This is a genomic window from Duganella rhizosphaerae (assembly GCF_040364205.1).
GTDB classification, from domain to species: Bacteria; Pseudomonadota; Gammaproteobacteria; order Burkholderiales; family Burkholderiaceae_D; genus Rugamonas; species Rugamonas rhizosphaerae.
In genome coordinates this window covers 418436-441441 of record NZ_BPWK01000001.1, presented here as the reverse complement: position 1 = coordinate 441441, position 23006 = coordinate 418436, and the positions used below count along the sequence as shown (strand labels likewise).

The window sequence follows — 23006 nt, the reverse complement described above, 5'->3', positions numbered from 1 at the left end:
TCCGGCGCCATCTTGCGCTATATTGTGCGCTTCCCGGCTGTTTTGATTACACATCTTCATGCGTCTGCTGCACACCTCCGACTGGCATCTCGGCCAATCCCTGCATAATTTCGAGCGTAGCTACGAGCACCAGCGCTTCCTGGACTGGCTGCTCGACACCGTCGCCGCCGAACAGGCCGACGCGCTGCTGATCGCCGGCGACATCTTCGACAACGCCAATCCCTCGGCCGCGTCGCAGAAGCAGCTGTATCGATTTTTGCAGCAGGCCAGGGAGCGCGTGCCGCACCTGAACCTGGTGGTCATCGCCGGCAACCACGATTCGCCGGGACGGCTGGAGGCGCCCGGACCGCTGCTGGAAGCGCACGGCACGCGGGTGGTCGGCAGCGTGCAGCTCAAGGCGGACGGCGAGATCGACCTGGAACAACTGGTGCTGCCGCTGACCGGCCGTGGCGGCGCGGTGGAAGCCTGGTGCCTGGCCGTGCCCTTCCTGCGTCCCGGCGACGTGCCGCGCGTGGCGACCGAGGAAGGCGCAGATCCTTACCTGGCCGGCATCGCCCTGCTCTACAAACAGGCGCTGGAACTGGCGCTGTCCAGGCGCCAGCCAGGCCAGGCGATACTGGCCATGGGCCATTGCCACATGGTCGATGGCCAGATGTCCAACGATTCGGAGCGCCGCATCGTCATCGGCGGCACCGAGATGCTGCCGGCGGGGATCTTCGACCCGGCCATCGTCTACGCCGCGCTGGGGCATTTGCACCTGGCGCAGAGCGTCGGCAAGCAGCAGCACATCCGTTATTGCGGCAGCCCGATTCCGTTGTCGTTTGCGGAGGTGGGCTATCAGCACCAGATCCTGCGCATCGACATCGACGGCGGCGAGGTGCGCGAGATCGCACCGCTGATGGTGCCGCGCGCAGTGCAGCTGCTGCGTATTCCCGCCAAACCGGCGCCGCTGGCGCAGGTGCTGGAGGAACTGGCGGCGCTGGATGTGCCGGATGCGCAACCGGCGGAACCGGAGCAGCAGCCCTTCCTGGAGGTGCGGGTGCGGCTGGATGCGCCGGAGCCGGGCCTGCGCGCGCGCATCGAGGCGGCGCTGGACGGCAAGCCGGTGCGGCTGGCCAAGATCGAGACCTCCAGCGCGGCGCGCAGCACCTCCATCGACGACGAGGTGATGACGCTGGACCAGCTGGAACAGCTCAAGCCGGACGATATCTTCCGCCAGCTGTACCGGCAAAGGTTCGACAACGATGCGCCGACCGACCAGTTGAGCGCCTTCGCGGAACTGATGTTGACGCCGGGGCAGCCATGAGAATCCTGAAAATCGGCGGTAAGAACCTGGCGTCGCTGGCGGGCGAATTCGGCGTGGACTTCGAGCAGGAGCCGCTGGCGTCGACCGGCCTGTTCGCCATCAGCGGCCCGACCGGCGCCGGCAAAAGCACCCTGCTCGACGCGCTCTGCCTGGCGCTGTACGACGCCACGCCGCGCCTGTTGAAAGTCGCCGGCCGCAGCTACCTGACCGACGTCGGCGCGGAGACCATCTCCACGCAGGACACGCGCACGCTGCTGCGTCGCGGCACGGCCGAGGGTTACGCGGAAGTGGATTTCGTCGGCAACGACGGCGCCTCGTACCGCGCCCGCTGGAGCGTGCGTCGCTCGCGTACCAAGGCCGAAGGCGCGCTGCAGCCGACCGCCATGACGCTGCACCTGCTGCCGTCGCTGCAAGCCATCGGCGGCACCAAGACCGAAGTCAAGGTGGAAATCGAGAAACGCATCGGCCTGTCGTTCGAGCAGTTCACGCGCGCCGTGCTGCTGGCGCAGAACGAGTTCTCCGCCTTCCTCAAGTCCGAGGACAATGAACGCGGCGAGCTGCTGGAGACCCTGACCGGCAGCACCGTCTATAGCGAGATCTCGATGCGGGCGTTCGAACGCGCCAAGCTGGAACAGGCCGCGCTGCAAAGGCTGAGCGCCCGCCTGGCCGACCAGAAGCCCTTGAGCGCGGAACAACGCGGCGAGCTGGAAGCGCACAGCGCGACAGCCGCCGCCGAGCTGCAGATGCTGGAACAGCGCAAAGCAGAACTGGAACAGGAACTGCGCTGGCACAAGCAGGCCGAGAAACTGGCCGAAGACGAACAGACAGCGCAGCAGGCCTGCCAGGCCGCCGTCGCCGAAGTGGAAGCATCGGCGCCGCGCCGCACCGCACTGGCGCGCATCGGCGCCGTGCAAGCGGCGCGTCCGCTGGCCGCCGAGATCGAGCGCATCGCCGCCGACATCGCCGCCACGCAAGCGGCCATCGCCGCCAGTACGCAAGATGCTGCACTGGCGGCGCAGGCATTGGAGCGCGCCACGGCGGCGCAAGGCCAGGCCGCATCGCAAGTGCAGGAATCGGAAGCCGCTCAACGCGCCGCCGCGCCGCAGCTGGACCAGGCCAAGGCGCTCGACGCCCGCATCGAAGCCATGCTGCCCGCTTACCGCCAAGCCGCCGCAGTATGCGAAAAGGCCGATCAGGCGGACGCCATCGCCAGGTCGGCGCTGCAAAAACGTCAGGACGAGCGCAAGCGCTTGGGCGCGCAGCATGAAGCGGGCGTCGCCTGGCTGGCGCAGCATAAGCAATGGCAGACGATGGCGCAGTCGTGGGAGCGCTGGGATGTGCTGTTCGTGCAGGCCGGCCAAGCCGCCGCGCAAGCCGAGAAGCTGAGCGGCGCGCTGGCCCGCGTGCAACGCAACGCCAAGGCGCACCGCGAGGACGAGGCTGACGCCAGCGCCAAGCTGGCCGCCTCCAGCGTCGCCCTGCAAACATTGGAAGCGCAACGGCAGGAAGCGGCGCGTGCACTGGCGGCCTTTCCGGCCGAGCAGTTGCAGACATCGCGCCACGACCTGGAACGGCGCCGCGATCAGTTGGCGTCGGCGGAAAAAATCTGGATCGAACTCGATGCGCGACAATCGCGGCATGCGCATATCCAGGCGCAGTCCGCGCAGCTGCGGCAGGCGGTGGAAGCGGCCGAGATCCAGCTGAAGGCGGCGCAGCAGGAAGGCGTCGGCATCCTGGCCGCCTTCTCGCAGGCGGAACGTTCGCTGAAGCTGGCGGAAGCCGCCTGCGCCAGGAACGTGGAATCGCTGCGCGCCGCGCTGGAAGACGATACGCCTTGCCCGGTATGCGGATCGAACCAGCATCCGTATCGCCACGATAACGACGGCCTGCACGACATGCTGGCCGAGTTCCAGGCGGAAGTCACCCGCTGCCGCCAGCAGATGGAGGCCAATGTCAACCAGCAGGCGGCGCAACGGGCCACCGAGCAGGCCAGCCTTGAGCAACTGAACGCGCTGGCCAGCGAAGGCCGCACCGTGGCGCAGGCGCTGGAGCGCGTCTCCGCCGCGTGGCACAGCCACCTGCACGCCGCGGACCAAGGCGAGGCCGCGTCGCAGCTTGCGGCATCGCTGCCGCCGGAGTCTGAGCGCACCGGCTGGTTCGTCGCCCAGTTGGAACTGGTGCGCGACGCGCTGCAAGCCATCGAGCGGCAGGAGCACGCCCTGCGTGGGGCCCGCATCGCTCGCGACCAGGCGCAAACCGCCTACGACCTGGCGGCGGCCGAGCACACGCGTTTGCAGAGCGCCGCCTCGCACGCCCAGACCGCGCTGGCGCAATCGAATACGGAACACAAGGCGCTGGACGACCAGCGCATCGAAGTCGCCTTGACGCTGAGCGCCCTGCTCGCCGACCTGGATCCGGCCTTCAGCGGCGGCGACATCCCGAGCGACGAGTGGAAAGACGACTGGAAGGCCGGCCCCGCCCGATTCTACGAAGCCCGCCAGGCCGAGAGCCGGCAATGGCTGGCGCAGCGCGCCGCCTATGACGAACGCGCCGCCGCCATCGCCACCGTCGACGTGGAGGTGAAGGCGCTCGCCGAAGCACAGGCCAAGGCCGGCCTGGACGCCGTCAACGCCCGTGTTATCTACAGCAGCGCCGACACCGCGCTCAAGGACATGCAGCAGCAACGCATGGCGCTGTGGGGCGGCAAGGAAGTGCGTGATGTCGAAACGGCGCTCATCGCCGCCATCGACACCGCCAGGGAGCGCCTGGCCGGTCTGCAAACCGCTGCACAGCAGGCGGCACACGCCCGCGCCCGCGCGGACGAAGCACTGGCCCAGGCCGCGCAACGGCTGGCGGCGCTGCACGAAGCGTCGGCATTGGCGGCGGCCAGGCTGTCCGACTGGATCACCGCATTCCAGCAGCGCCAGCCCGATGCCGGCCTGCGCGACCTGGAGCACCTGCACGCGCTGCTGGCCCACTCCGCCGAGGAAGTCGACGCCGAACGCGCCGCCCTGCAAGCCATCGACCGCGCGGCCGACCACGCCGCCACCGTGCTCAATGAACGCCAGCGCCAGCGCCAGCAACACCAATTGTCCGCGCCACCGGAGCGGGAGCCGGCGGACGAACAAACGCCGATCGCGCTGCTGGCCGCCGCGCTGAACGAGCTGGCGGTCGAACGCAAGACAGCCCACGACCACGCCACCGCCCTGCAACTGGCGCTGGCGCAGGACGACGCCAAGCGCCAGCAATCGCAGGCCATGCTGGCCGAGATCGAGCAGCAGGAAGCGGTCGAACAGCGCTGGGCGCGCATGAACGACCTGATAGGATCGGCCGACGGCAAGAAGTTCCGCAACTACGCCCAGCAATTCACGCTGGACGTCCTGCTGGGTTACGCCAACGCCCACCTGAACCACCTGGCGCGCCGCTACCAGCTGGAACGCATCGACAACCCGGCCAGCCCCTCGCTGGCCCTGCTGGTGCGCGACCAGGACATGGGCGGCGAGATGCGTTCGGTGCATTCGCTGTCCGGCGGCGAATCGTTCCTGGTGTCGCTGGCGCTGGCGCTGGGACTGGCCTCGCTGTCGTCCAACCGCGTGCGCGTCGAGTCGCTGTTCATCGACGAAGGCTTCGGCAGCCTGGATGCGGAAACCTTGCGCGTGGCGATGGATGCGCTGGACGGCCTGCAGGCGATGGGCCGCAAGGTCGGCGTCATCTCGCACGTGCAGGAAATGACGGAACGGATCGCGGTAAAAATATTGGTACAACCTTCGGCAGGCGGCAAAAGCGCGGTCACAGTGCAGTAGAATGGTGTTTTATTGTTAATTCAGGCCGGCTCATGAAATTGTTGCTTTGTCTGTGTTTTTGCTTGTCGACCGTACTGCCGCCGGCGCATGCCGCGCCTTGCGCCGCGCCATTCGCGCAAGGCGATGGCTGGGAACTCGCGGCGCCCGAAGCATCGGGCTTCAACGCCAACGCGCTGTGCGTCACGCTGACCGCGCTGGCCCAGGGCAAGGACAATATCCATGGCATCGTGATTGAACGCCACGGCAAGCTGGTTGCGGAGATGTACCGCACCGGCAAGGACCATTCGATCCGGCGCGGGCTGGGCGTGTGGCCGCCGTTCGCGCCGACCGTCCAATTCGGGCCGGACACGCTGCACGACGTGCGCTCGATCGGCAAGAGCGTCATCAGCCTGCTGGTCGGCATCGAGAAGCAGCGCGGTAAAATCGGCGCGCTCACCACGCCGGTGCTGGACTACTACCCCGAATACCAGGATTTGCGGTCACCGCTGCTGAACGCCGTCAACCTCGAACACCTGCTGACCATGAGCGGCGGCTGGAAGTGGGACGAAGGCGCGCAGCCCAACAACGAGCTGCGGCTGTTCTGGAAAACCGACCAGCTGCGCTACGTGCTGGAGCGCCCCATCATCACGCCGCCGGGCACCGTATGGAATTACAACGGCGGCGGCACCACCATCCTGGCCGACATCGTCAGCCGCGTCAGCGGCCAGCCGTGGATCGAGGTGGCCCGCAAGGACTTGTTCGAACCGCTGGGCATCCTGCAGTGGGAATGGGTGACCGACTTGCGCGGCCGGCCGGCGCCGTTCGCGGGACTGCGCCTGCGTCCGCGCGACATGGCCAAGCTGGGACGGCTGATGCTGAACCACGGCCGCTGGAACGGCCGCCAGATCGTGGCCGAGGAATGGGTGGCCGAATCGCTGAAGCCGCGCCTGAGCGTCGGCTTCAGGAGTCCGGGCAACCAGCCGGACGAGCTGCATTACGGCTACCAGTGGTGGGACGGCACGGCGGCCTGGCACGGCCACCGCACGCCGTGGAGCGCCGCCTTCGGCAACGGCGGCCAGCGCATCTTCATCGTGCCGGAGCTGGACCTGACGGTGGTCATCACCGCCGGCGACTACGGCTCCGATGCGATGGGGGCGAAGGTCAACCAGTTGCTGCACACGCTGATCGCCACCGTCAGCGAGTAGGATCCTAGCGTTCGCGGCGCTCCTTTCGCTCCAGCTTGAGCATCTCCCACCCCAGCTCGCGGCGGATTTGCTGGGCGTCCGGCGGCGGGCGCCGTTCCGCGATTTGCGTCTGCAACCACTGCCGCACAGATTCTTTGCTCGGTTGCTTCTTTTGGTCCATGGTCTTGCCTCTTTGGTGGAAGATGATCCCCTGTAGACCTTCAACGCGGGCGCGCCGCGCCAGTTGACCGGTGGGCCACCGCTAATTTGCAACCATTTGCTACAGATTTGCTATCATTCAGACGAGCAGGAGGCAATGCGCACCATCATGAGCACAGGCGCCATATCACCGAGTTCCGCCAGCCAGCCGCCGGCGCGCGCGACGCCGCCGGTGCAGGTGACGTCGTCGGTCACGCCCGCCGGTCCGGCTTCCGCCTCGACCAGCTCATCCCCGAACACCAATTTTTCCGGTAGCGACTCCGTCACCAACCTGACGCCGGAGGCGCTGGCCCTGGTCGCCCAGCTGAAAACCCGCGACACCGAAGTGCGCCAGCACGAGCAGGCGCACCTGGCCACCGCCGGCGGCCTGGCCACTTCCGGCGCCACCTACACCTACCAGCGCGGACCGAACGGGGTCGATTACGCCATCGGCGGCGAGGTGCAAATCGATACCTCGCCCGGCCGCACGCCACAAGAGACCATTGAACGGGCCCACACGATACAGGCGGCGGCTCTGGCGCCGGCCGATCCCTCCGGCGCCGACCGCGCGGTGGCGGCCCAGGCGGCGCAACTGGAACTGCAAGCCCGCGCCGAACTGGCGACGCAGCAGGTGGAACAGGCGGCGGCAAAGGTCCACGGACAGGGATCGGACGATGCCGCCAAAGTCCGGCGCACCTACGAAACGCCGCCGCTGGTGCCGCCCAAGCTGGATATCTATGCGTGAGTGATAAAATCCCGCCTTTGCCAGTCCAACAAAGAGCAACCATGTTAAAAGCACCACGCACCCTGACCTTCAAATGCGCCAAATGCGCCAAAGCCGTGCAAGTCCGCCTGCAAAAGGTATCGGCCTGCTCGCACATCCAGCCCTACCTGGGAATTTGCGCCTGCGGCGAAGTCAAACACCACGCCATCGGCCAGAAAGACGCCGTCGCTTCCTACCTGGCGGCGCCGGAAGGCTGGACCCACCATCATTAATCTTTGCGCAGGCCTCAAGAAATCGCCAGCGGGACCGTTATAGAAGTACTATCAAACGAAATCCGCTGGAACCTGCCATGTCTATCCTACCTGCCCTCGGCCCCCGCGCTTTGCCAGCGTCCCTCTACGGCGCCAACACCCGCAATGACGGCAAGACGACCGGCGCGACCGCCGCCACGCCAGTGAAAGCGGCTAATTCTTCGCCGGCGTCGCTGTCCAACGACGCGCTGGCGCAGCATGTGGCCTCGGTCGGCAATGCGACGGTCGATTTCGCGCAGGATTTCGTCAATAAGTTCGCCACATCGCTGTTCGGCGACGCAGGCAAGGGTGCGACCATCAGTTTCGACTCGGCCAGCCTGGACACCTCGTCCAGTTTCGGCGTGGGCGTGCAGCATAGCTCGGGGCCGAACGGCAGCAGCGACGCCGCCGCTTTCGACCTGACCGACAGCTCGCACTTCGTCGGCAAGGGCACGATCACCACCGCCGATGGCCGCAAGTTCGATTTCGAAGTGGAAGTGCAGTACGACGCTGAGCTGAGCGGCGCCGCCAGCCAGAGCACCGGCAACAGCACCAGCACCAACGCCAGCAAGCCAAGCAGCGACGCCGACAGCAAGAAACCGGTGGCCGCCAACGGCGCCAGCACCGACAACCTGCCGTCGGTGCAGGTGCCGAACATCGACTTCCCGGGCACGCTGGCCGACCTGTTCCAGTTGATCGGCCGCGACCTGCACTCGGCGCTGTCGACCGGCGACAGCTCGCCGAGCCAGGCCAGCAACGGCATCGACCGCAACACGCTACGCAACCTGTCGCTGCGTCTTCTCAGCCTGGTCAACAGCAAAGACACCAACACCTACAGCGCGCCGACCGCCGCCGACAAGGCCAAACCGACGGCCGACGCCACCGACACGCAGGCCGCACCGGAGCCCATCAAGGTGGGTCCGGCAGGCGTCAGCGCACAGCCAGCGCCGGCCGACGATCCGATCTCGACCACCGCCAAAGACGCCACCAGCTAAGCGCCAAGTATAATAAGCGCCTCAACACCAAAACGCCGACAGGGATGGACACCATCCCCGGCGTTTTTTGTGCTTCCGCTTATTACACCTACCGATTGCCCCGACATGTCCGCACAAACCACCGCCTCCCCTACGCCGCAACAGATCCACTGGGAGGAGAACGGCGTGCAGTGCGCCGCGCGCTGGCGCTCCGAAGCCGGCATGCCGCCACCGAAGCGCGTCGTCATCGCCGACGACCGCACCAACGCCGACGTGGCCTACCGCCTGGCCTGCGAAGGCACGGCGCTGCTGTGGCGCGGCGACTTCCAGAACGCCCGCCAGCTGCTGCAGGCGCTGGCGCGCCGCGCCGACCACAAGGCCAAGCCGGCCAAGAAAGCCAAGCCGGCCAAAGTGCCCGCCACCCCGACCGAAGCGTTCCACCTGCACCGCCAGGCGCAATCGCAACGCGCGCGCACGTTGGCCATGCTGCTGATTCCTTTCGACGCCGCCTACGCCATCCCGCTGCGCCGCGCGCCGGACGTGCAGCTGGCCTGCAACGAGGCTTACGGCCGCTTCGAGGAACCGTTCGTGGCCTCGCTGCGCGAGCTGCTGGGCGTGATCGGCGCGCACGAATGGCGCCGCACCGGCGTCGAGATCCCGGCGCTGGACGCGCGCATCCACCCGCACTACGGCGTGTTCTCGCCGGTGCGCGGAGAGTATGTGGAACTGGTGGCGAATACGCCGCTGCCGGCCGGCGTCAAGCTGGCTTACGACATCGGCGCCGGTACCGGCGTGCTGGCGGCGGTGCTGGCCAAGCGCGGCGTGGCGCGCGTGATCGCCACCGACCAGGACCAGCGGGCGCTGAGCTGCGCGCGCGAGAACCTGGCGCGGCTGGATCTGGACGGCCAGGTCGAGCTGCTGGAGGCGGATCTGTTCCCGGAAGGCCGGGCGCCGCTGGTGGTGTGTAATCCGCCGTGGGTGCCGGCGCGTCCGAGTTCGCCGATTGAATACGCGGTCTACGATCCGGACAGCCGCATGCTGCGCGGTTTCCTGGCCGGCCTGTCGGCCCATCTGACGCCGGGTGGCGAGGGCTGGCTGATCCTGTCGGACCTGGCCGAGCACCTGGGCCTGCGTCCGCGTGTAGATCTGATGGAATGGATCGCCGCCGCCGGCCTGAAAGTCATCGACCGCCACGACGTGCGCCCTACCCACCCGCGCGCCACCGACGCCACCGATCCGCTGCACGCCGCCCGCGCCGCCGAGGTGACGTCGCTGTGGCGTCTGGCTGCCGTGTAAAACCGCTTTGCGCCAGATCAGACTTGTATTGAGTGGCGTTTGACTCTGTTTAATATCCAGAGCAGACTTTCCCTGCAAAGCGGGACCACTCATGCAGACAGTTGAAATCCTTCAAGCGATACGCCGCCTCCTGGAGCAACTTCAGGAGACAAAATCCGATAATTTTGCGGAGTTGTCGAGGCGGTTGAGTCAAATGCAGGAGTATTTTGACGCCACACTTTCGCGCATTCACTCCGGCGAAGCCGAAGACGCTCTCGACCTCGACTTCAAAATCGACGATGCGCTGACACTGGCCAAGCAAATTATTCAAGAAATCTACAACCGAACTGTCTTGCCGCTCCCCAGGGAAGCTGCGAGAGCCGCCTATGCCTCCGCCACCAATCTGCAGTGGGAACTTGGCGAGCACGACATACCGTTCTCTCCCCGCAAACCCGGGTATGTAGCAAGCACGGCAGAGGAAGTAAATCAGCTATTGGACCGGATTGAGTCCGAGAGATGAGCTCGGAGAGACTTATCCGAACGCTCAACTGTGACCTCCCTCGGTTTAAAAGCAGTTTTCAGCGGCTTAAACCGGACATCGAGAAGGAGGCAAGGCGCGCCCTCGGTGAAATGGTTCTGATCGACATCGACGCCCCTCCGGCTAAGCTGCACCTGCACACGCTAACCAACAGGCAAGTTACCTCGGTGCTGGACCCGACGAAAAAAGTCAACGTCTACACGGTTCACCTCACCAGCAACGACGCTTACAAGGCGAACTTCACCTTTGAAGGCGGCTGTGCATATTTGAGAGATTGCGGAACCCATGCAGACATCGACAAGTCCCCGTAATGATGCGATAAACATAAGCTCCACTTAAAAAATCTTGCAAAATATAAGTGGCTCTTATTTTACCCCTTGCGGAACGCAAAAGGCCTATGTATAATTCGGGCCTCAGACGCGGGGTGGAGCAGTCTGGCAGCTCGTCGGGCTCATAACCCGAAGGTCACAGGTTCAAATCCTGTCCCCGCAACCAGATTCGATAAGCCGTTGATTTCTTTCAGGAATCAACGGCTTTTTCTGTTTACGGCGCCGATTCCCTTGGCGTGCAGCCTTATCCCCGATATACCCAAGCCGTCATAAAACTGTCACAATTGCTCTTTTTGGTTACCCAGGGAGACGCGTGTGAAGGATCAAGTTCAGGTTTCAGCTCAGCAGGAGCAGGATGCTCCCGCCAGTCCATCGCGCCGCCGCATCTTCCAGGCCGCAGCCGCTACCGGCATGGCAGCCTCCCTGCCCGCCGTCAGCGAAGCCGCCACCGCCAAACCGGCCGCCGTCAAAGGATCGCTGGACGCCAAGCTGCAAGCGCACGTCAAGAACGTGGTGGTGATCTACCTGGAAAACCGCAGCTTCAACAACCTGTTCGCCAACTTCCCCGGCACCGCCGCGCCTTTGTCGGCCGCCACCGCAGCCGCCTGCCAGCAGCGCGACTTCGACGGCTCCGTGCTGCCAACGCTGCCGAAAGTCTGGGGCGGCATGGTGCCCAACACTCAGGATATCGGCGGCAAAAAATACGTGCTGAAGGAAGACGACATCAAGAACCTGCCGAACGGCCCGTTCAAACTGGTCGACACCGAAGGCAAGCCGCTGCCGGAAGCCGTCATCACGCGCGACCTGTGGCACCTGTTCTACCAGAACCAGATGCAGATCAACGGCGGCAAGAACGACGGCTTCGCGGCCTGGGGCAACACCGGCGGCATGGTCATGGGCTACTACGGCGAGACCAGCAAAAACCTCGGCCTGTGGAAGATCGCCGAACAGTACACGCTGTGCGATAACTTCTTCATGGCGGCCTTCGGCGGCTCCTACCTGAACCACCAGTTCCTGATCTCCGGCCGCACGCCCGAATACTTCAACGCCAAGGACACCGCCGCGAAAAAGAAAATCGCGGTGCTGGACGACGGCCCGACCGGCATGCGCCTGTCCGTCACCAAGGACAGCCCGGCCTCGGCGATGGATGGTCATCCCATCTACACCAACAACGGCGCCATCACGCCGGACGGCTACGCGGTCAACACCATGGCCCCGCCTTACCAGCCGAGCTACATCCGCCCCGCCTTCGACGGCGATCCGCTGCTGGCCGATCCGAAGGATGCCGGCACCCTGCCGCCGCAAACCTACGACACCATCGGCGACCTGCTGTCGGCCAAGAAGGTCAGCTGGGCGTGGTACGGCGGCGCGTGGCAGGCGGCGCTCGACGCGCGCGGCGGCGGCGAGAAACCCAACTTCCAGTACCACCACCAGCCGTTCAACTACTTCAAGCAGTTCGCGCCCGGCACCGCCGCGCGAGCGGAACACTTGCGCGACGGTGGCCTGGGCGACAGCCCGATCTCGAACAAATTCCTGGCCGACGCCATCGCCGGCAAGCTGCCTGCGGTGACCTTCTACAAACCGCAAGGTAACCTGAACCTGCACGCCGGCTACTCGGACATCGAGTCGGGCGACGCCCACATCGCCAACGTGATCGAGCACCTGAAGAAGTCCCCGCAGTGGAAGGACATGGTCATCGTGATCACCTTCGACGAAAACGGCGGCTGGTGGGACAACGTGGCGCCCCCCAAAGGCGACCGCTGGGGCCCGGGCTCGCGCATTCCGGCCATCGTGGTCTCGCCGTACGCGAAAAAAGGCCAGGTCGACCACAGCTTCTACGACACCACCTCGATCATGCGCTTCATCACCCGCCTGCACGGCCTGCCGCTGCTGGAAGGCCTGAAGCTGCGCAACGACGCCTTCGCCGCCCGCAACGCGCTGCCACCGGGCGACCTGACGGGAGCGCTGAGCTTCCGTTGAGTTTGGGCTTTGTGTTACACTTCGCCCCTAACTTACACTGAGCCCGACTGCTGCAGCCGGGCTTTTGTTTTTTTTCAGATGAGAGATAAAAAAGATAACGCTACGTTCGACCTGCCCGGCTTCAGCCCGGCCGCGCCGCTCGAACCGGAAGCAAAGCGTCCGCCGCCGCCACGCGGCAAGCGCGCCACCCTCAAGCAAGTGCAACTGGAACTGCTGGAACCGACCGACACCTCCGGATTGCCGGTCTGGGTGCGCGACGAAAACCTGGACCTCACCGGCTTGCCGGTGTGGGCGCCAAACTAAAACAACCCGATTATCACAGCGTCAGCGAGCCTGTTAGACTGTGACCACGTCCTTTTTGAACAGGTCTGACACCATGACATCCACCGCCTCCACCGCGTTTTCCAGCCTGCCGCTGACCACCGCCCTCCTGGACAATCTCGAATCGCTCGGCTACAAGGAGATGACCACGATCCAGGCGCAAAGCCTGCCGTCGGTGCTGGAAGGCCGCGACCTGATCGCCCAGGCCAAGACCGGCAGCGGCAAGACCGCCGCCTTCGGCATCGGCATCCTGGCCAAGCTCAATCCCGCCTGGTTCGCCGTGCAGGCGCTGGTGCTGTGCCCTACCCGCGAACTGGCCGACCAGGTGGCCAATGAGCTGCGCCGCCTGGCGCGCGCCACCGGTAACGTCAAGGTGCTGGTTCTGACCGGCGGCTCGCCGATGCGTCCGCAGATCGCCTCGCTGGAGCATGGCGCCCACATCGTGGTCGGCACGCCGGGCCGCGTGCGCGACCACCTGGGCCGCGCCACGCTGGATCTGTCGAAAGTCGAAACGCTGGTGCTGGACGAAGCGGACCGCATGACCGACATGGGCTTCTACGACGAAATCGCCGGCATCGTCAGCGCCTGCCCGAAGCGTCGCCAGACCTTGCTGTTCTCGGCCACCTATCCGGACGACATCCGCCGCGCCACCGATTCCTTCCTGGTCGATCCGGTTGAAGTGACGGTCGAAGCGCAGCACGACAACAGCCAGATCGAACAGCTGTTCTTCGAGATCGGCTTCGACGAGCGCACCTCCGCCGTGGCGCGCCTGCTGGGCCACTACAAGCCGGTATCGGCCATCGCCTTCTGCAACACCAAGGTGCAGTGCCGCGAGCTGGTGGAAGAGCTGCAAGCGAAGGGCTTCTCCGCCATGGCGCTGTACGGCGAACTGGAACAGAAGGAGCGCGACGAAATCCTGGTGCTGTTCTCCAACCGCAGCTGCTCCGTGCTGGTAGCCACCGACGTCGCCGCGCGCGGCCTGGACATCCCCAACCTAGAAGCGGTGATCAACGTCGACGTGTCGAAGGACACCGAAGTGCACATCCACCGCATCGGCCGCACCGGCCGTGGCGCCGAACAAGGCCTGGCCTTGTCGCTGTGCGCGCCGAACGAGAAGAAGTGGGTCAAGCTGATCGAGGAATACCAGAAGGCGCCGGTCGAATGGTTCGACCTGAAAAGCCTGGACGACAACGAATACGGCGTCGATCCAGCGCCGATGATGACGCTGGTGATCTCGGGCGGCAAGAAGGACAAGCTGCGTCCGGGCGACCTGCTGGGCGCACTGACCGGCGACGCCGGCCTCTCGAAAGAACAAGTCGGCAAGATCAACGTATTCGAGTTCCAGACCTACGTGGCGATCGATCGCCGCGTGGCCTACGATGCGTTCGAGCGCCTCAGCAAGAACAACCCGCTGGGCGGCGATTTCGGCGCCATCAAAGGCCGCAACTTCAAGATGCGCTTCATCGAATCCTGAGTGGTTTAGCGGTGCGGCTGCTCGATATGCGGCAGCAGCACCGTCAGGATGCCCAGCAGCGGCAGGAACGAACACAGTTTGTACACATAGGCGATGCCGGCCACGTCGGCGACATGCCCCATGGCGGCGGCGCCGATGCCGCTCACGCCAAACATCAATCCAAAGAAGATCCCCGCAATCATGCCGACCTTGCCCGGCATGAGCTCCTGCGCGAACACGACGATGGCGGAAAACGCCGACGAGATCACGAAGCCAATCACCACCGACAGCACGGCCGTCCAGGCCAGGCCGACGTAAGGCAGCATCAGTGTGAACGGCGCGGCGCCGAGGATGGATATCCAGATCACGCGCTTGCGGCCGATGCGGTCGCCGATCGGCCCGCCCATGAAGGTGCCCGCCGCCACCGCCGCCAAAAACAGGAACAGATACAGCTGCGCCGACGAAACCGACAGGCCGAATTTATCGATCAGGTAAAAGGTGTAGTAGCTGCTCAAGCTGGACATGTAGACGTACTTGGAGAAGACCAGAAGCGCCAGCACCGTCAGCGCGCCATAAACACGGCCTTTGGATAAAGGCGACACGGCATGCGATGTGGTTTTGCGCGGCAGGCCGGCCAGGTGCGCGCTATGCCAGCGGCCGACGCGCACCAGCACCACAATCGCCGCCATCACCAACAACGCGAACCAGGCGATATTGGCCTGCCCGCGGCCGATGATGATGGCCGCAGCCAGCAAAGGCCCAAGCGCCGAGCCGACATTGCCGCCAACCTGGAACAGCGACTGCGCAAAACCGAACCGCCCACCCGAGGCGATGCGCGCCACGCGCGAAGCCTCCGGGTGGAAGGTCGAGGAACCGACGCCGATCAGCGCAGCGGCCACCAGCAAGGCCGGGAAGCTGGCGGCGACGGACATCATCAGCACACCGATCAGCGTGGCGACCATCCCCAGCGGCAGCAGGAACGGCAGCGGGCGACGGTCGGTGTACAGGCCTATCCACGGTTGCAGCAGCGAGGCGGTGCACTGGAAGGTCAGCGTGATCAGGCCGACCTGCGCGAACGTCAGGCCGAACTGCGCTTTCAGCATCGGATAAATCGACGGCAGCATCGCCTGCGTCAGGTCGTTCAGCAGATGGACCAGGGCGACTGCACCAAGGATGGAGATAACGGTGTCGCCGTGGGGGCGACTGGCGGGAGCAAGTGTGGAAGTATTCATGCCAGCCAGTGTAATATGGTCAAAAACCCGATATATTCCATTTTTCGTCGAATAAGTGACAAATGAAGGCTCTCAAACGCAGCAGCGATCATCGCGATTACCAGCGCGTGCCACGCGTGGTCACGGCGATGGCGCGCGACGAGATGCACGGTGTGTCAGTGGTCCCGCACAGTCATGAACGCGCGCAGCTGCTGTATGCCACCGAAGGTCTGATGAAGGTGAAGACCGACTTCGGCGTGTGGATACTGCCGCCGCGCCGCGCGCTGTTCATCCCGCCCGGCGTGGTGCATCAATGGACCTCGCTGAGCCGCGTGACGATGCGGACCATCTACATCGAGGCCAAAACGGCGCAGGCTTTCGGCGACAGCTGCCGCGTGATCGAAGTCAGCCCGCTGCTGCGCGAGCTGATACTGTCGCTGCTGGATGAGCCGATCGAATATCCGCTGCCCGGGCGCGGCGAACATCTGGCGATGCTGATCCTGTCCGAGCTGGCGGCGGCGGAGACGGTGCCGATCGCGATCCCCTGGCCGCGCGACCGGCGCCTGCTGGCCGTGTGCGAAGCCATCGTGGACGATCCGGGCAGCCCGCGCACCATCGAGGACTGGGCCGCCGAAGCCGGCGCCAGCGCGCGCACTTTGATACGCCTGTTCCCAAAAGAGACCGGGCTGCATTACCGCCAGTGGGTGCAGCAGGTGCATCTGGCCGAGGCGTTCGGCCGGCTGGCGCGCGGCGACAGCGTGGGCGAGATTGCGGCGGCGCTGGGCTACGCCAGTCCGAGCGCGTTCAGCGCGATGTTCCGTCGCATACTCGGCAAGACGCCGCAGCATTATCTGAACGGCTGGCGCGCGCCGCTGCAGCAGGCTTAAGCCGCCGCCAACGCAAAGCGGAACACAGCGCCGCGCTGCGGAACGCGGACCAATTCGATAGTGCTGTCGTGCAGTTGCAGGATGCGGCTGACGATCAGCAACCCCAAGCCCCCTTCCCGGTGTTCGCCGCGCAGCGCGAACGGGCGGCGGAACAGCACCTCCTCCATATCCGCCGGGATGCCCGGCCCCGTATCGCTGACGGTGACGTGGACGTGGCCCGGCAATTGCACATCCGGCTCCACCGTGATTTCCACGGTGCCACCGGCCGGCGTATGGCGGATCGCGTTATCGAACAAATTGGTCAGCACGCGCTCGATCATGCCCAAGTCCGCACGCACCATCGGCGCCGGATGCGGCAGCACGGCGTTGAGGTGCAGCTGCTTTTCCTCGGCGCGCAGTTCGAATTTCTGGAACACGTCCTGTATCAGATCGCTGAGCGAGAAGGCTTCGATCTCCGGCGCCACCGCGCCATGCTCCAGGCGCGCCAGTTCGAACAAGGCCTGCGCCAGGCGCCCCACCTTGCGGCTCTGCGCCAGCGCAATGCCCAGGTAATGCTGGCGGCCCGCCGCGTCCAGCGTTTCGTCCTTCAGCGACAAGGTCTCCAGATAGCCGTGCAGCGAGCCAAGCGGCGTGCGCAGATCGTGCGAGATGTTCGCCACCACTTCACGGCGCTCGTGATCCAGCTGGCGCATGGTCTGCCATTGTTCGTTGATGCGCTCGGCCATCTCGCCGTAGGTGCGCTCCAGGATCGCGATCTCGTCGCGCCGCCCGCCGGCATTGGGCGGCGGCAGCACCAGTTGTTCGGCCTTGGTGTCGAGCTGGCGCATGTTCGCGGCCAAGCGATGCAACGGACGCGTGATCAGGCGGAAGGCAACCAGGCCGGCCAGCAGGCCTAGCAAAGCCACGATCGCCATCGACCACAAGGTCGTGCGCAGCACCGAGCTGGCGGTGGCGCGGGCGGCGAGGCGGTCATGCTCCTCGCTTTGCAGGATGACGTAGATGTAGCCGACCTTGCGCTCATCCATGCGCAGCACGGCCGCGCTGAACACCTTGCGGCCAGTGCCGCTGCGCGGGTCGTCGCCCTGGATCGGCAAGGGCTGGTTGTCCAGCAGGCGGCGGATCGGCTCAAGATCCACATGGTCGCGCTTCAGGTGGCCGGCCGGCGCCGCGTGGCCGACGATGCGGCCGTCCATGTCCAGCAGGTAGACTTCGACATTGGGATTGACCACCATCAGCTGCCCGAACAGGCGGCGCACCGTTTCGGGACCGAGGCCCACACTGGCCGGCACGCCGGGCGCAGGAGCGGGATCGCTGTTCGCATGCATCAGTTGCGCGTCGAGCGCGATGCTGCGGGCCAGTCCGCGCGACAGGCCCTGCACCACTTCCTTCTCATGCATGATGTTGGCGCGGATCTGCAACCACGCGGAAGCGCCGCAGCAAGCCAGCAGCAGCACCGAGAACACCAGCGACAGCCGCTGCGATAAGCTCAGGTTCATGCCGCCGGTCCGCCGTTGGCAAAGCGGTAGCCCTTGCCCCACACAGTCAGGATGCGGGCCGGGTCGGCGGGATCGGCTTCGATCTTGGCGCGCAGGCGGTTGATGTGGGTGTTGACCGTGTGTTCGTAGCCGTCGTGCTGGTAGCCCCACACCTGGTTGAGCAGGTCCAGACGCGAGAACACTTTTTCGGGATGCTTGACGAAGAAGTACAACAGGTCGAATTCACGCGGCGTCAGGTCCAGCGGGCGGCCCTCGACCTGGGCTTGCCGGGTCAGCGGATCGAGGCGCACACCGTTCAGCTCCAACGCGCCGGATTCATTGCGCTGGTTGCGGGCCATGGCGTCGGCACGGCGCAGCAGCGCCTTGACGCGGGCCACCAGCTCCAGCACCGAGAACGGCTTGACCAGGTAATCGTCCGCGCCCAGCTCCAGGCCGAGGATGCGGTGCACTTCGCTGGAACGGGCACTGGTGATGATGATGGGCGTATAGGTCGCCATGGCACGCGCCTGGCGGCAGATCTCCAGCCCATCCACGCCGGGCAGCATCAGGTCGAGGATCAGCGCATCCCAGCCGCCGGTGCGCAGCTGGGCCAGGCCCTGGTTGCCGTCGGCGCAGTGGGTGACCTGATAGCCCTCGTCCTGCAAATGCAGGCGCAGCAGGTCGGCGATGGGCATATCATCCTCAACGATCAGGACGCGTTTTGGTAAATCCATAGTCAGTCGGGCCGGGTAAAAGTCTGGGTGCCGCCATTGTGCGGGATTCCTGCCTTGGAAAGTATCACATTTAATTGAAGTTTACGTGAGGATTTTGCCAGCCCTTCCCGGCCACAATGGCTGCATCGACATTCCACTTTATGGAGTTCATATGACTTCCAGACGCAAATTTCTCCTCACTAGCGGCGCCGCCCTGATGGCAGGCGCCGCAGCTTTAAAATGGCGCGCCGTCCATGCCGCGCCGGCTCCGGCCTGGGAAGTAACCCACACGGACGCCGAATGGCGCGCCCTGCTCTCGCCCGCGCAGTACGAGATCTTGCGGCGCGGCGGCACGGAGCGTCCGTTCAGCAGCCCGCTCTACAAGGAGCATCGGGCCGGTAAATTCTCCTGCGCCGGTTGCCAGAATCCTCTGTTCTCGTCCGCGACCAAGTTCGACAGCGGCACAGGCTGGCCCAGTTTCTGGAAGCCGCTGGAACGCGGCGTCTACACCAGCCGCACGACGTCGCTGGGTTTCCGTGGGGCGGAGGTGCAGTGCCGCCGCTGTGGCGGGCATCTGGGCGATGTGTTCGACGACGGCCCGGAACCGACCGGCCTGCGTTATTGCATCGACGGCCTGGCGCTGACTTTCACGCCCGGCGCGGCCTGACGGAGGTTGAACATCATGTTGTTGATACTTCTTGCTTATCTGGGCGGGGCGCTGACGATACTCAGCCCTTGTATTTTGCCGGTGCTGCCGTTTGTGTTTGCCCGCACGGGGCAGCCGTTCGTGCGCAGCGGCCTGCCGATGTTGGCCGGGATGGCGCTGACTTTTGCGCTGGTGGCGACGCTGGCGGCCGTCGGCGGCGGTTGGGTGGTGCAGGCCAACCAGTATGGACGCTGGCTGGCGATGGCGCTGATGGCTTTCTTCGGTTTGACCTTGATGCTGCCCCATCTGGCGGATCGCCTGACCAAGCCGCTGGTGGCGCTGGGCGATAAGCTGTCCAACAAGGCGCAGGCCTCCGATGCGACGACGGACAGCGCATGGTCGGGGGCGCGAGCATCGTTCCTGCTCGGGATTGCGACTGGTCTGCTGTGGGCGCCCTGCGCAGGTCCGGTACTCGGTCTGGTGCTGACCGGCGCGGCGCTGAACGGCGCTAGTGCCGGGACGACGCTGCTGCTGTTGGCCTATGCGGCGGGCGCGGCGACTTCGCTGGCGTTGGCGCTGCTCATCGGCGGTAAGGTCTTCAGTGCGATGAAGCGCTCATTGGGCGCGGGCGAATGGATACGGCGCGGCTTGGGCGTGGCCATGCTCGGCGGCGTGGCGGCGATTGCCAGCGGGCTCGATACCGGACTGTTGACGCGAGTGTCGACCGTGGCGACGGCGGGGCTGGAGCAGAAGCTGATCGATAAACTGTCGCCGCGCGATCCGCAGGGCGACGCAATGCGCGGCTCGGGCGCCATGATGGCCGGCGGCGCGATGATGTCGCGCACCGCGATGACCGGCAAAGGCCCGGCCATGATGGCCATGCATGGCGCGGCGCCTGCCGACGACGCACTTCCGGTGGAAGGCAAACTGCCGCCGCTGACCGGCGCCGTCGACTGGCTCAACTCCGCGCCGCTGACCGCAGCCCAGCTGAAAGGCAAAGTGGTGCTGGTCGACTTCTGGACCTACTCGTGCATCAACTGCCTGCGCACCATGCCTTACGTGAAAGCGTGGGCGGAAAAATATCGCGACCAGGGCCTGGTGGTGATCGGCGTGCACGCTCCCGAATTCGCCTTCGAACGCGATGTCGGCAACGTCCGCAAGGCAATCAAGGACCTCGGCATCACCTACCCTGTCGCCGTCGATAACGACTACGCCATCTGGCGCGCTTTCGGCAACCAGTACTGGCCTGCGCACTACTTCATCGACGCCAAGGGCCAGATCCGTCACCACCATTTCGGCGAAGGCGAATACGCCCAGTCCGAGCAGGTGATCCAGCAACTGCTGGAGGAAGCGGGCCACAAGGACGTCGCCAACACGGTGGTCAGCGCGGAAGACGCCAAGGGCGTGCAGCAGGCCGCCGACATGGGCCAAGTCGCCTCGCCGGAGACCTACCTGGGCTACGAGCGCGCACGGAACTTCGCATCGCCGGAAGGCCAGGCGACGGACAAGGCGCGCAGCTACACCGTCCCATCGCAACCGGCGCTGAATCAATGGGGCCTGGCCGGCAACTGGCTGTCGCAGCCGGACCAGGTCACGCTGAGCCAGGGCATGGGCCGCATCGTCTACCGCTTCCATGCGCGCGACCTGCACCTGGTGCTGGGCCCCGGCAAGGACGGCAAACCGGTGCGCTTCCGCGTGACGATAGACGGCGCCGCGCCGGGCACCAGCCACGGCACCGATGTCGGCGCCGATGGCAGCGGCACCATCACCGGCCAGCGTTTGTATCAGCTGGTGCGGCAGTCCGGCAGCGTCGCCGACCGCACCTTCAGCATTGAATTCCTCGATCCCGGCGTGCAAGCCTACGCCTTTACCTTTGGTTGAAACGGAGAGCACATCATGAACAGTATCCTGAAAAATTGGGGCGGCCCAGCGGCGCTGGTCGGCGCGGCCATCTTCGGCGTGGCGTTGTGGCAGCAGCCGGCGGAATCGGCGGAAGTCGCGGTGGTGATCGCACCGCCGGCGGTCGATGAACCGGCCGGCGCCGAACACACGGCCACCGCCATCTTCGCCGGCGGTTGCTTCTGGGGCGTGCAGGGCGTGTTCCAGCACGTGAAGGGCGTCAGCAACGCCGTCTCCGGCTATGCCGGCGGCGACAGCCGCAGCGCCAACTACGACGCCGTCAGCGGCGGCGACACCGGCCACGCGGAGAGCGTGAAGATCACCTACGATCCGGCGCAGGTCAGCTACGGCAAGCTGCTGCAAATCTTCTTCTCGGTGGCGCACAATCCGACGGAATTAAATCGCCAGGGGCCGGACAGCGGCACCCAATACCGTTCGGCGATCTTCCCGCAATCGCCGGTGCAGCGCAGCGTGGCGGAAAAGTACATCGCCCAGCTGGATGCCTCGCACGTGTTCAGGAAGCCGCTGGCGACCAGGATCGAAATGAACAAGGCCTTCTATCCGGCCGAAACCTACCACCAGAACTTCCTGACGCTGCACCCCAGCCATCCGTACATCGCCTTCAACGACTTGCCGAAGGTCGAGAACCTGAAACGTATCGCGCCTGATGTGTATCGCGCCGATCCGGTGCTGGTCCGTAAAGGGCTGTAGTACGGGCTGTAGTACAATTACAGCAAAATACTATACGGCCAGGCGCCATGGACACCAGAGACGATCCCACCCCCGATTCACCGCTGCGGCGCCGGCTACTGGGCGGCTTGCTGTCCGCCGCCGCGCCCGCGCTGCCGCTGATTTTGCCGTCCAGCGCACGCGCGGCCGACGCGCCCATCCAGGTCGGCGGCCTGCCCGTCACCTGCAATCTGACGCTGCCGGTTGCCTGCATGGCGAAGGCCGCCGCTATCGGCAAGCCGGGCGCCCTGCCACGCGGCTTCGAGTACAGCAAATACAATGGCTGGCCCGAGGTCAAGGAATCGCTGATGACGGGCCGCATCCAGGCCGCCTACATGCTGGCGCCGTTGGTGATGGACCTGGCCGACAAGCGCATCCCGGTCAAGATCGTCTCGCTGGGCCACCGTTCAGGCGCCGTCATCATGGTGCGCACCGATTCGGCCTATAAAAAATTCGCCGACCTGCGCGGCAAGCGCATCGCCATACCAAGCCGCTTCGCGGTGGACTTCCTGTTCCTGCGCAAAATGCTGGCGCGCGAGAAGATGACGCCCAAGGATATCGAGATCGTCGAGATGGCGCCGCCGGACATGCCGGCCGCGCTGTACGCCAAGGCGGTCGATGGCTACTGCACCGGCGAGCCTTTCGGCGCCGCCGCGCAGCGCGCCGGCTATGCCCGTCCGCTGGCGATGACCCGCGACGAGTGGCGCAACTACATCTGCTGCGTGCTGACGGTGCGCGAAGAACTGATCAAGGAAAACCGCCCGCTGGTACAGGAGCTGGTCAACTACGTGCAGGCCGCCGGAACCTGGCTCGATTCCACCCCGGTCAGCCGCGAGAAGGCGGTCACCATCGCCGCCGGCCGCAAGTACTTCAACCAGGATCCGAACATCCTGCGCTTCGTGATGCAGAATCCGGCCGACCGCGTGACCTACGGCGACCTGCGCATGATACGCGCCGAGTTCGACGAATTGATGCAGCTGTCGATCGAGGCCGGCACCATCAAGCACCCCATCGCCTACGAGTCCTATGTGGACGAGAGCTTCGTCAAGGCCATCAAGCCGGTCGCCATCAACATATGAGCAAGTTGAGGAT

General features: G+C 65.3%; 21 protein-coding genes and 1 tRNA gene. 18 read left to right on the top strand and 4 right to left on the bottom strand.

Annotated elements, in window-relative coordinates; translation table 11 throughout:
* Positions 1-58 precede the first annotated feature (58 nt).
* From RUGAMON1_RS02015 to RUGAMON1_RS02005, 3 genes are all read left to right on the top strand, one after another.
* The gene (locus RUGAMON1_RS02015; protein WP_445228912.1) at positions 59-1306 is read left to right on the top strand and encodes an exonuclease SbcCD subunit D C-terminal domain-containing protein; all 1248 of its coding nucleotides are present in this window, start codon (positions 59-61) and stop codon (positions 1304-1306) included.
* On the top strand, positions 1303-5109 hold the full coding sequence (locus RUGAMON1_RS02010; RefSeq protein WP_445228911.1) for an AAA family ATPase: 3807 nt from the start codon (positions 1303-1305) through the stop codon (positions 5107-5109). The genes RUGAMON1_RS02015 and RUGAMON1_RS02010 overlap by 4 nt, the downstream gene beginning before the upstream one ends.
* 62 nt (positions 5110-5171) lie before the next feature.
* Positions 5172-6293 carry a serine hydrolase domain-containing protein gene (locus RUGAMON1_RS02005; RefSeq protein ID WP_445228910.1) on the top strand — a complete coding sequence of 374 codons (1122 nt, stop codon included), beginning with the start codon at positions 5172-5174 and terminating at the stop codon, positions 6291-6293.
* Between the two features lie 4 nt (positions 6294-6297).
* Here RUGAMON1_RS02005 and RUGAMON1_RS02000 read toward each other — a convergent pair whose 3' ends face one another.
* Entirely contained in the window at positions 6298-6453 is a 156-nt protein-coding gene (locus tag RUGAMON1_RS02000) for a hypothetical protein (RefSeq protein WP_199538385.1), read from the bottom strand.
* A gap of 147 nt (positions 6454-6600) precedes the next feature.
* Between RUGAMON1_RS02000 and RUGAMON1_RS01995 the strand changes: the two genes are divergently transcribed.
* The 10 genes from RUGAMON1_RS01995 (at position 6601) to dbpA (ending at position 14375) form a co-directional block, all read left to right on the top strand.
* Positions 6601-7215 (top strand): putative metalloprotease CJM1_0395 family protein, encoded by a 615-nt coding sequence (locus RUGAMON1_RS01995; protein WP_445228909.1) that lies wholly within the window; start codon positions 6601-6603, stop codon positions 7213-7215.
* A 41-nt stretch (positions 7216-7256) separates the two neighbouring features.
* Positions 7257-7466 (top strand): hypothetical protein, encoded by a 210-nt coding sequence (locus RUGAMON1_RS01990; RefSeq protein WP_008449977.1) that lies wholly within the window; start codon positions 7257-7259, stop codon positions 7464-7466.
* A 77-nt stretch (positions 7467-7543) separates the two neighbouring features.
* On the top strand, positions 7544-8479 hold the full coding sequence (locus RUGAMON1_RS01985; protein ID WP_445228908.1) for a hypothetical protein: 936 nt from the start codon (positions 7544-7546) through the stop codon (positions 8477-8479).
* Between the two features lie 105 nt (positions 8480-8584).
* Complete coding sequence (locus tag RUGAMON1_RS01980) at positions 8585-9754, top strand: methyltransferase (RefSeq protein WP_445228907.1); 1170 nt, start codon at positions 8585-8587, stop codon at positions 9752-9754.
* A 91-nt stretch (positions 9755-9845) separates the two neighbouring features.
* Positions 9846-10253: a hypothetical protein gene (locus tag RUGAMON1_RS01975; protein WP_445228906.1), complete on the top strand. Its 408-nt coding sequence runs from the start codon at positions 9846-9848 to the stop codon at positions 10251-10253.
* Between the two features lie 110 nt (positions 10254-10363).
* Positions 10364-10582: a hypothetical protein gene (locus RUGAMON1_RS01970; protein WP_445228905.1), complete on the top strand. Its 219-nt coding sequence runs from the start codon at positions 10364-10366 to the stop codon at positions 10580-10582.
* Between the two features lie 107 nt (positions 10583-10689).
* Positions 10690-10766, top strand: a tRNA-Met gene (locus tag RUGAMON1_RS01965).
* A gap of 149 nt (positions 10767-10915) precedes the next feature.
* Positions 10916-12580 (top strand): acid phosphatase, encoded by a 1665-nt coding sequence (locus RUGAMON1_RS01960; RefSeq protein WP_445228904.1) that lies wholly within the window; start codon positions 10916-10918, stop codon positions 12578-12580.
* 78 nt (positions 12581-12658) lie between these two features.
* Entirely contained in the window at positions 12659-12883 is a 225-nt protein-coding gene (locus tag RUGAMON1_RS01955) for a hypothetical protein (protein ID WP_008449983.1), read from the top strand.
* 73 nt (positions 12884-12956) lie between these two features.
* Entirely contained in the window at positions 12957-14375 is a 1419-nt protein-coding gene (gene dbpA / locus RUGAMON1_RS01950; RefSeq protein ID WP_445228903.1) for an ATP-dependent RNA helicase DbpA, read from the top strand.
* A gap of 5 nt (positions 14376-14380) precedes the next feature.
* Here dbpA and RUGAMON1_RS01945 read toward each other — a convergent pair whose 3' ends face one another.
* Positions 14381-15586 (bottom strand): MFS transporter, encoded by a 1206-nt coding sequence (locus RUGAMON1_RS01945; RefSeq protein ID WP_445228902.1) that lies wholly within the window; start codon positions 15584-15586, stop codon positions 14381-14383.
* A 62-nt stretch (positions 15587-15648) separates the two neighbouring features.
* Between RUGAMON1_RS01945 and RUGAMON1_RS01940 the strand changes: the two genes are divergently transcribed.
* Positions 15649-16452, top strand: coding sequence for an AraC family transcriptional regulator (locus RUGAMON1_RS01940; RefSeq protein WP_445228901.1), 804 nt, complete (start codon positions 15649-15651; stop codon positions 16450-16452).
* Here the strand turns inward: RUGAMON1_RS01940 and RUGAMON1_RS01935 are convergent.
* Positions 16449-17948: a sensor histidine kinase gene (locus RUGAMON1_RS01935; RefSeq protein ID WP_445228900.1), complete on the bottom strand. Its 1500-nt coding sequence runs from the start codon at positions 17946-17948 to the stop codon at positions 16449-16451. The genes RUGAMON1_RS01940 and RUGAMON1_RS01935 overlap by 4 nt on opposite strands.
* On the bottom strand, positions 17945-18661 hold the full coding sequence (locus RUGAMON1_RS01930; RefSeq protein ID WP_445228899.1) for a response regulator transcription factor: 717 nt from the start codon (positions 18659-18661) through the stop codon (positions 17945-17947). Before RUGAMON1_RS01930 ends, RUGAMON1_RS01935 begins: the two co-directional genes overlap by 4 nt.
* A gap of 151 nt (positions 18662-18812) precedes the next feature.
* Here RUGAMON1_RS01930 and msrB point away from each other — a divergent pair, with 151 nt between their 5' ends.
* From msrB to RUGAMON1_RS01910, 4 genes are read left to right on the top strand one after another with little or no spacing between them, the layout of a single operon-like run.
* Positions 18813-19307: a peptide-methionine (R)-S-oxide reductase MsrB gene (gene msrB / locus RUGAMON1_RS01925; protein ID WP_445228898.1), complete on the top strand. Its 495-nt coding sequence runs from the start codon at positions 18813-18815 to the stop codon at positions 19305-19307.
* A gap of 15 nt (positions 19308-19322) precedes the next feature.
* On the top strand, positions 19323-21167 hold the full coding sequence (locus RUGAMON1_RS01920; RefSeq protein WP_445228897.1) for a cytochrome c biogenesis protein DipZ: 1845 nt from the start codon (positions 19323-19325) through the stop codon (positions 21165-21167).
* 15 nt (positions 21168-21182) lie between these two features.
* On the top strand, positions 21183-21896 hold the full coding sequence (msrA, locus tag RUGAMON1_RS01915) for a peptide-methionine (S)-S-oxide reductase MsrA (protein ID WP_445228896.1): 714 nt from the start codon (positions 21183-21185) through the stop codon (positions 21894-21896).
* Positions 21897-21943: 47 nt separating this feature from the next.
* On the top strand, positions 21944-22993 hold the full coding sequence (locus tag RUGAMON1_RS01910) for an ABC transporter substrate-binding protein (RefSeq protein WP_445228895.1): 1050 nt from the start codon (positions 21944-21946) through the stop codon (positions 22991-22993).
* The last annotated feature ends 13 nt before the right edge of the window (positions 22994-23006 follow it).

What these genes read in the sequence shown, in the direction of transcription:
- RUGAMON1_RS02010 (WP_445228911.1), top strand. Translation starts at nt 1,303, where the DNA reads ATGAGAATCCTGAAAATCGGCGGTAAGAACCTGGCGTCGCTGGCGGGC.
- RUGAMON1_RS01985 (WP_445228908.1), top strand. Translation starts at nt 7,544, where the DNA reads ATGTCTATCCTACCTGCCCTCGGCCCCCGCGCTTTGCCAGCGTCCCTC.
- RUGAMON1_RS01935 (WP_445228900.1), bottom strand. Translation starts at nt 17,948, where the DNA reads ATGAACCTGAGCTTATCGCAGCGGCTGTCGCTGGTGTTCTCGGTGCTG.
- RUGAMON1_RS01930 (WP_445228899.1), bottom strand. Translation starts at nt 18,661, where the DNA reads ATGGATTTACCAAAACGCGTCCTGATCGTTGAGGATGATATGCCCATC.
- RUGAMON1_RS02000 (WP_199538385.1), bottom strand. Translation starts at nt 6,453, where the DNA reads ATGGACCAAAAGAAGCAACCGAGCAAAGAATCTGTGCGGCAGTGGTTG.
- RUGAMON1_RS01940 (WP_445228901.1), top strand. Translation starts at nt 15,649, where the DNA reads ATGAAGGCTCTCAAACGCAGCAGCGATCATCGCGATTACCAGCGCGTG.
- msrA (WP_445228896.1), top strand. Translation starts at nt 21,183, where the DNA reads ATGAACAGTATCCTGAAAAATTGGGGCGGCCCAGCGGCGCTGGTCGGC.
- RUGAMON1_RS01920 (WP_445228897.1), top strand. Translation starts at nt 19,323, where the DNA reads ATGTTGTTGATACTTCTTGCTTATCTGGGCGGGGCGCTGACGATACTC.
- RUGAMON1_RS01990 (WP_008449977.1), top strand. Translation starts at nt 7,257, where the DNA reads ATGTTAAAAGCACCACGCACCCTGACCTTCAAATGCGCCAAATGCGCC.
- RUGAMON1_RS01970 (WP_445228905.1), top strand. Translation starts at nt 10,364, where the DNA reads ATGGTTCTGATCGACATCGACGCCCCTCCGGCTAAGCTGCACCTGCAC.
- dbpA (WP_445228903.1), top strand. Translation starts at nt 12,957, where the DNA reads ATGACATCCACCGCCTCCACCGCGTTTTCCAGCCTGCCGCTGACCACC.
- RUGAMON1_RS01975 (WP_445228906.1), top strand. Translation starts at nt 9,846, where the DNA reads ATGCAGACAGTTGAAATCCTTCAAGCGATACGCCGCCTCCTGGAGCAA.
- RUGAMON1_RS01980 (WP_445228907.1), top strand. Translation starts at nt 8,585, where the DNA reads ATGTCCGCACAAACCACCGCCTCCCCTACGCCGCAACAGATCCACTGG.
- RUGAMON1_RS01945 (WP_445228902.1), bottom strand. Translation starts at nt 15,586, where the DNA reads ATGAATACTTCCACACTTGCTCCCGCCAGTCGCCCCCACGGCGACACC.
- RUGAMON1_RS01910 (WP_445228895.1), top strand. Translation starts at nt 21,944, where the DNA reads ATGGACACCAGAGACGATCCCACCCCCGATTCACCGCTGCGGCGCCGG.
- RUGAMON1_RS01995 (WP_445228909.1), top strand. Translation starts at nt 6,601, where the DNA reads ATGAGCACAGGCGCCATATCACCGAGTTCCGCCAGCCAGCCGCCGGCG.
- msrB (WP_445228898.1), top strand. Translation starts at nt 18,813, where the DNA reads ATGACTTCCAGACGCAAATTTCTCCTCACTAGCGGCGCCGCCCTGATG.
- RUGAMON1_RS02015 (WP_445228912.1), top strand. Translation starts at nt 59, where the DNA reads ATGCGTCTGCTGCACACCTCCGACTGGCATCTCGGCCAATCCCTGCAT.
- RUGAMON1_RS01955 (WP_008449983.1), top strand. Translation starts at nt 12,659, where the DNA reads ATGAGAGATAAAAAAGATAACGCTACGTTCGACCTGCCCGGCTTCAGC.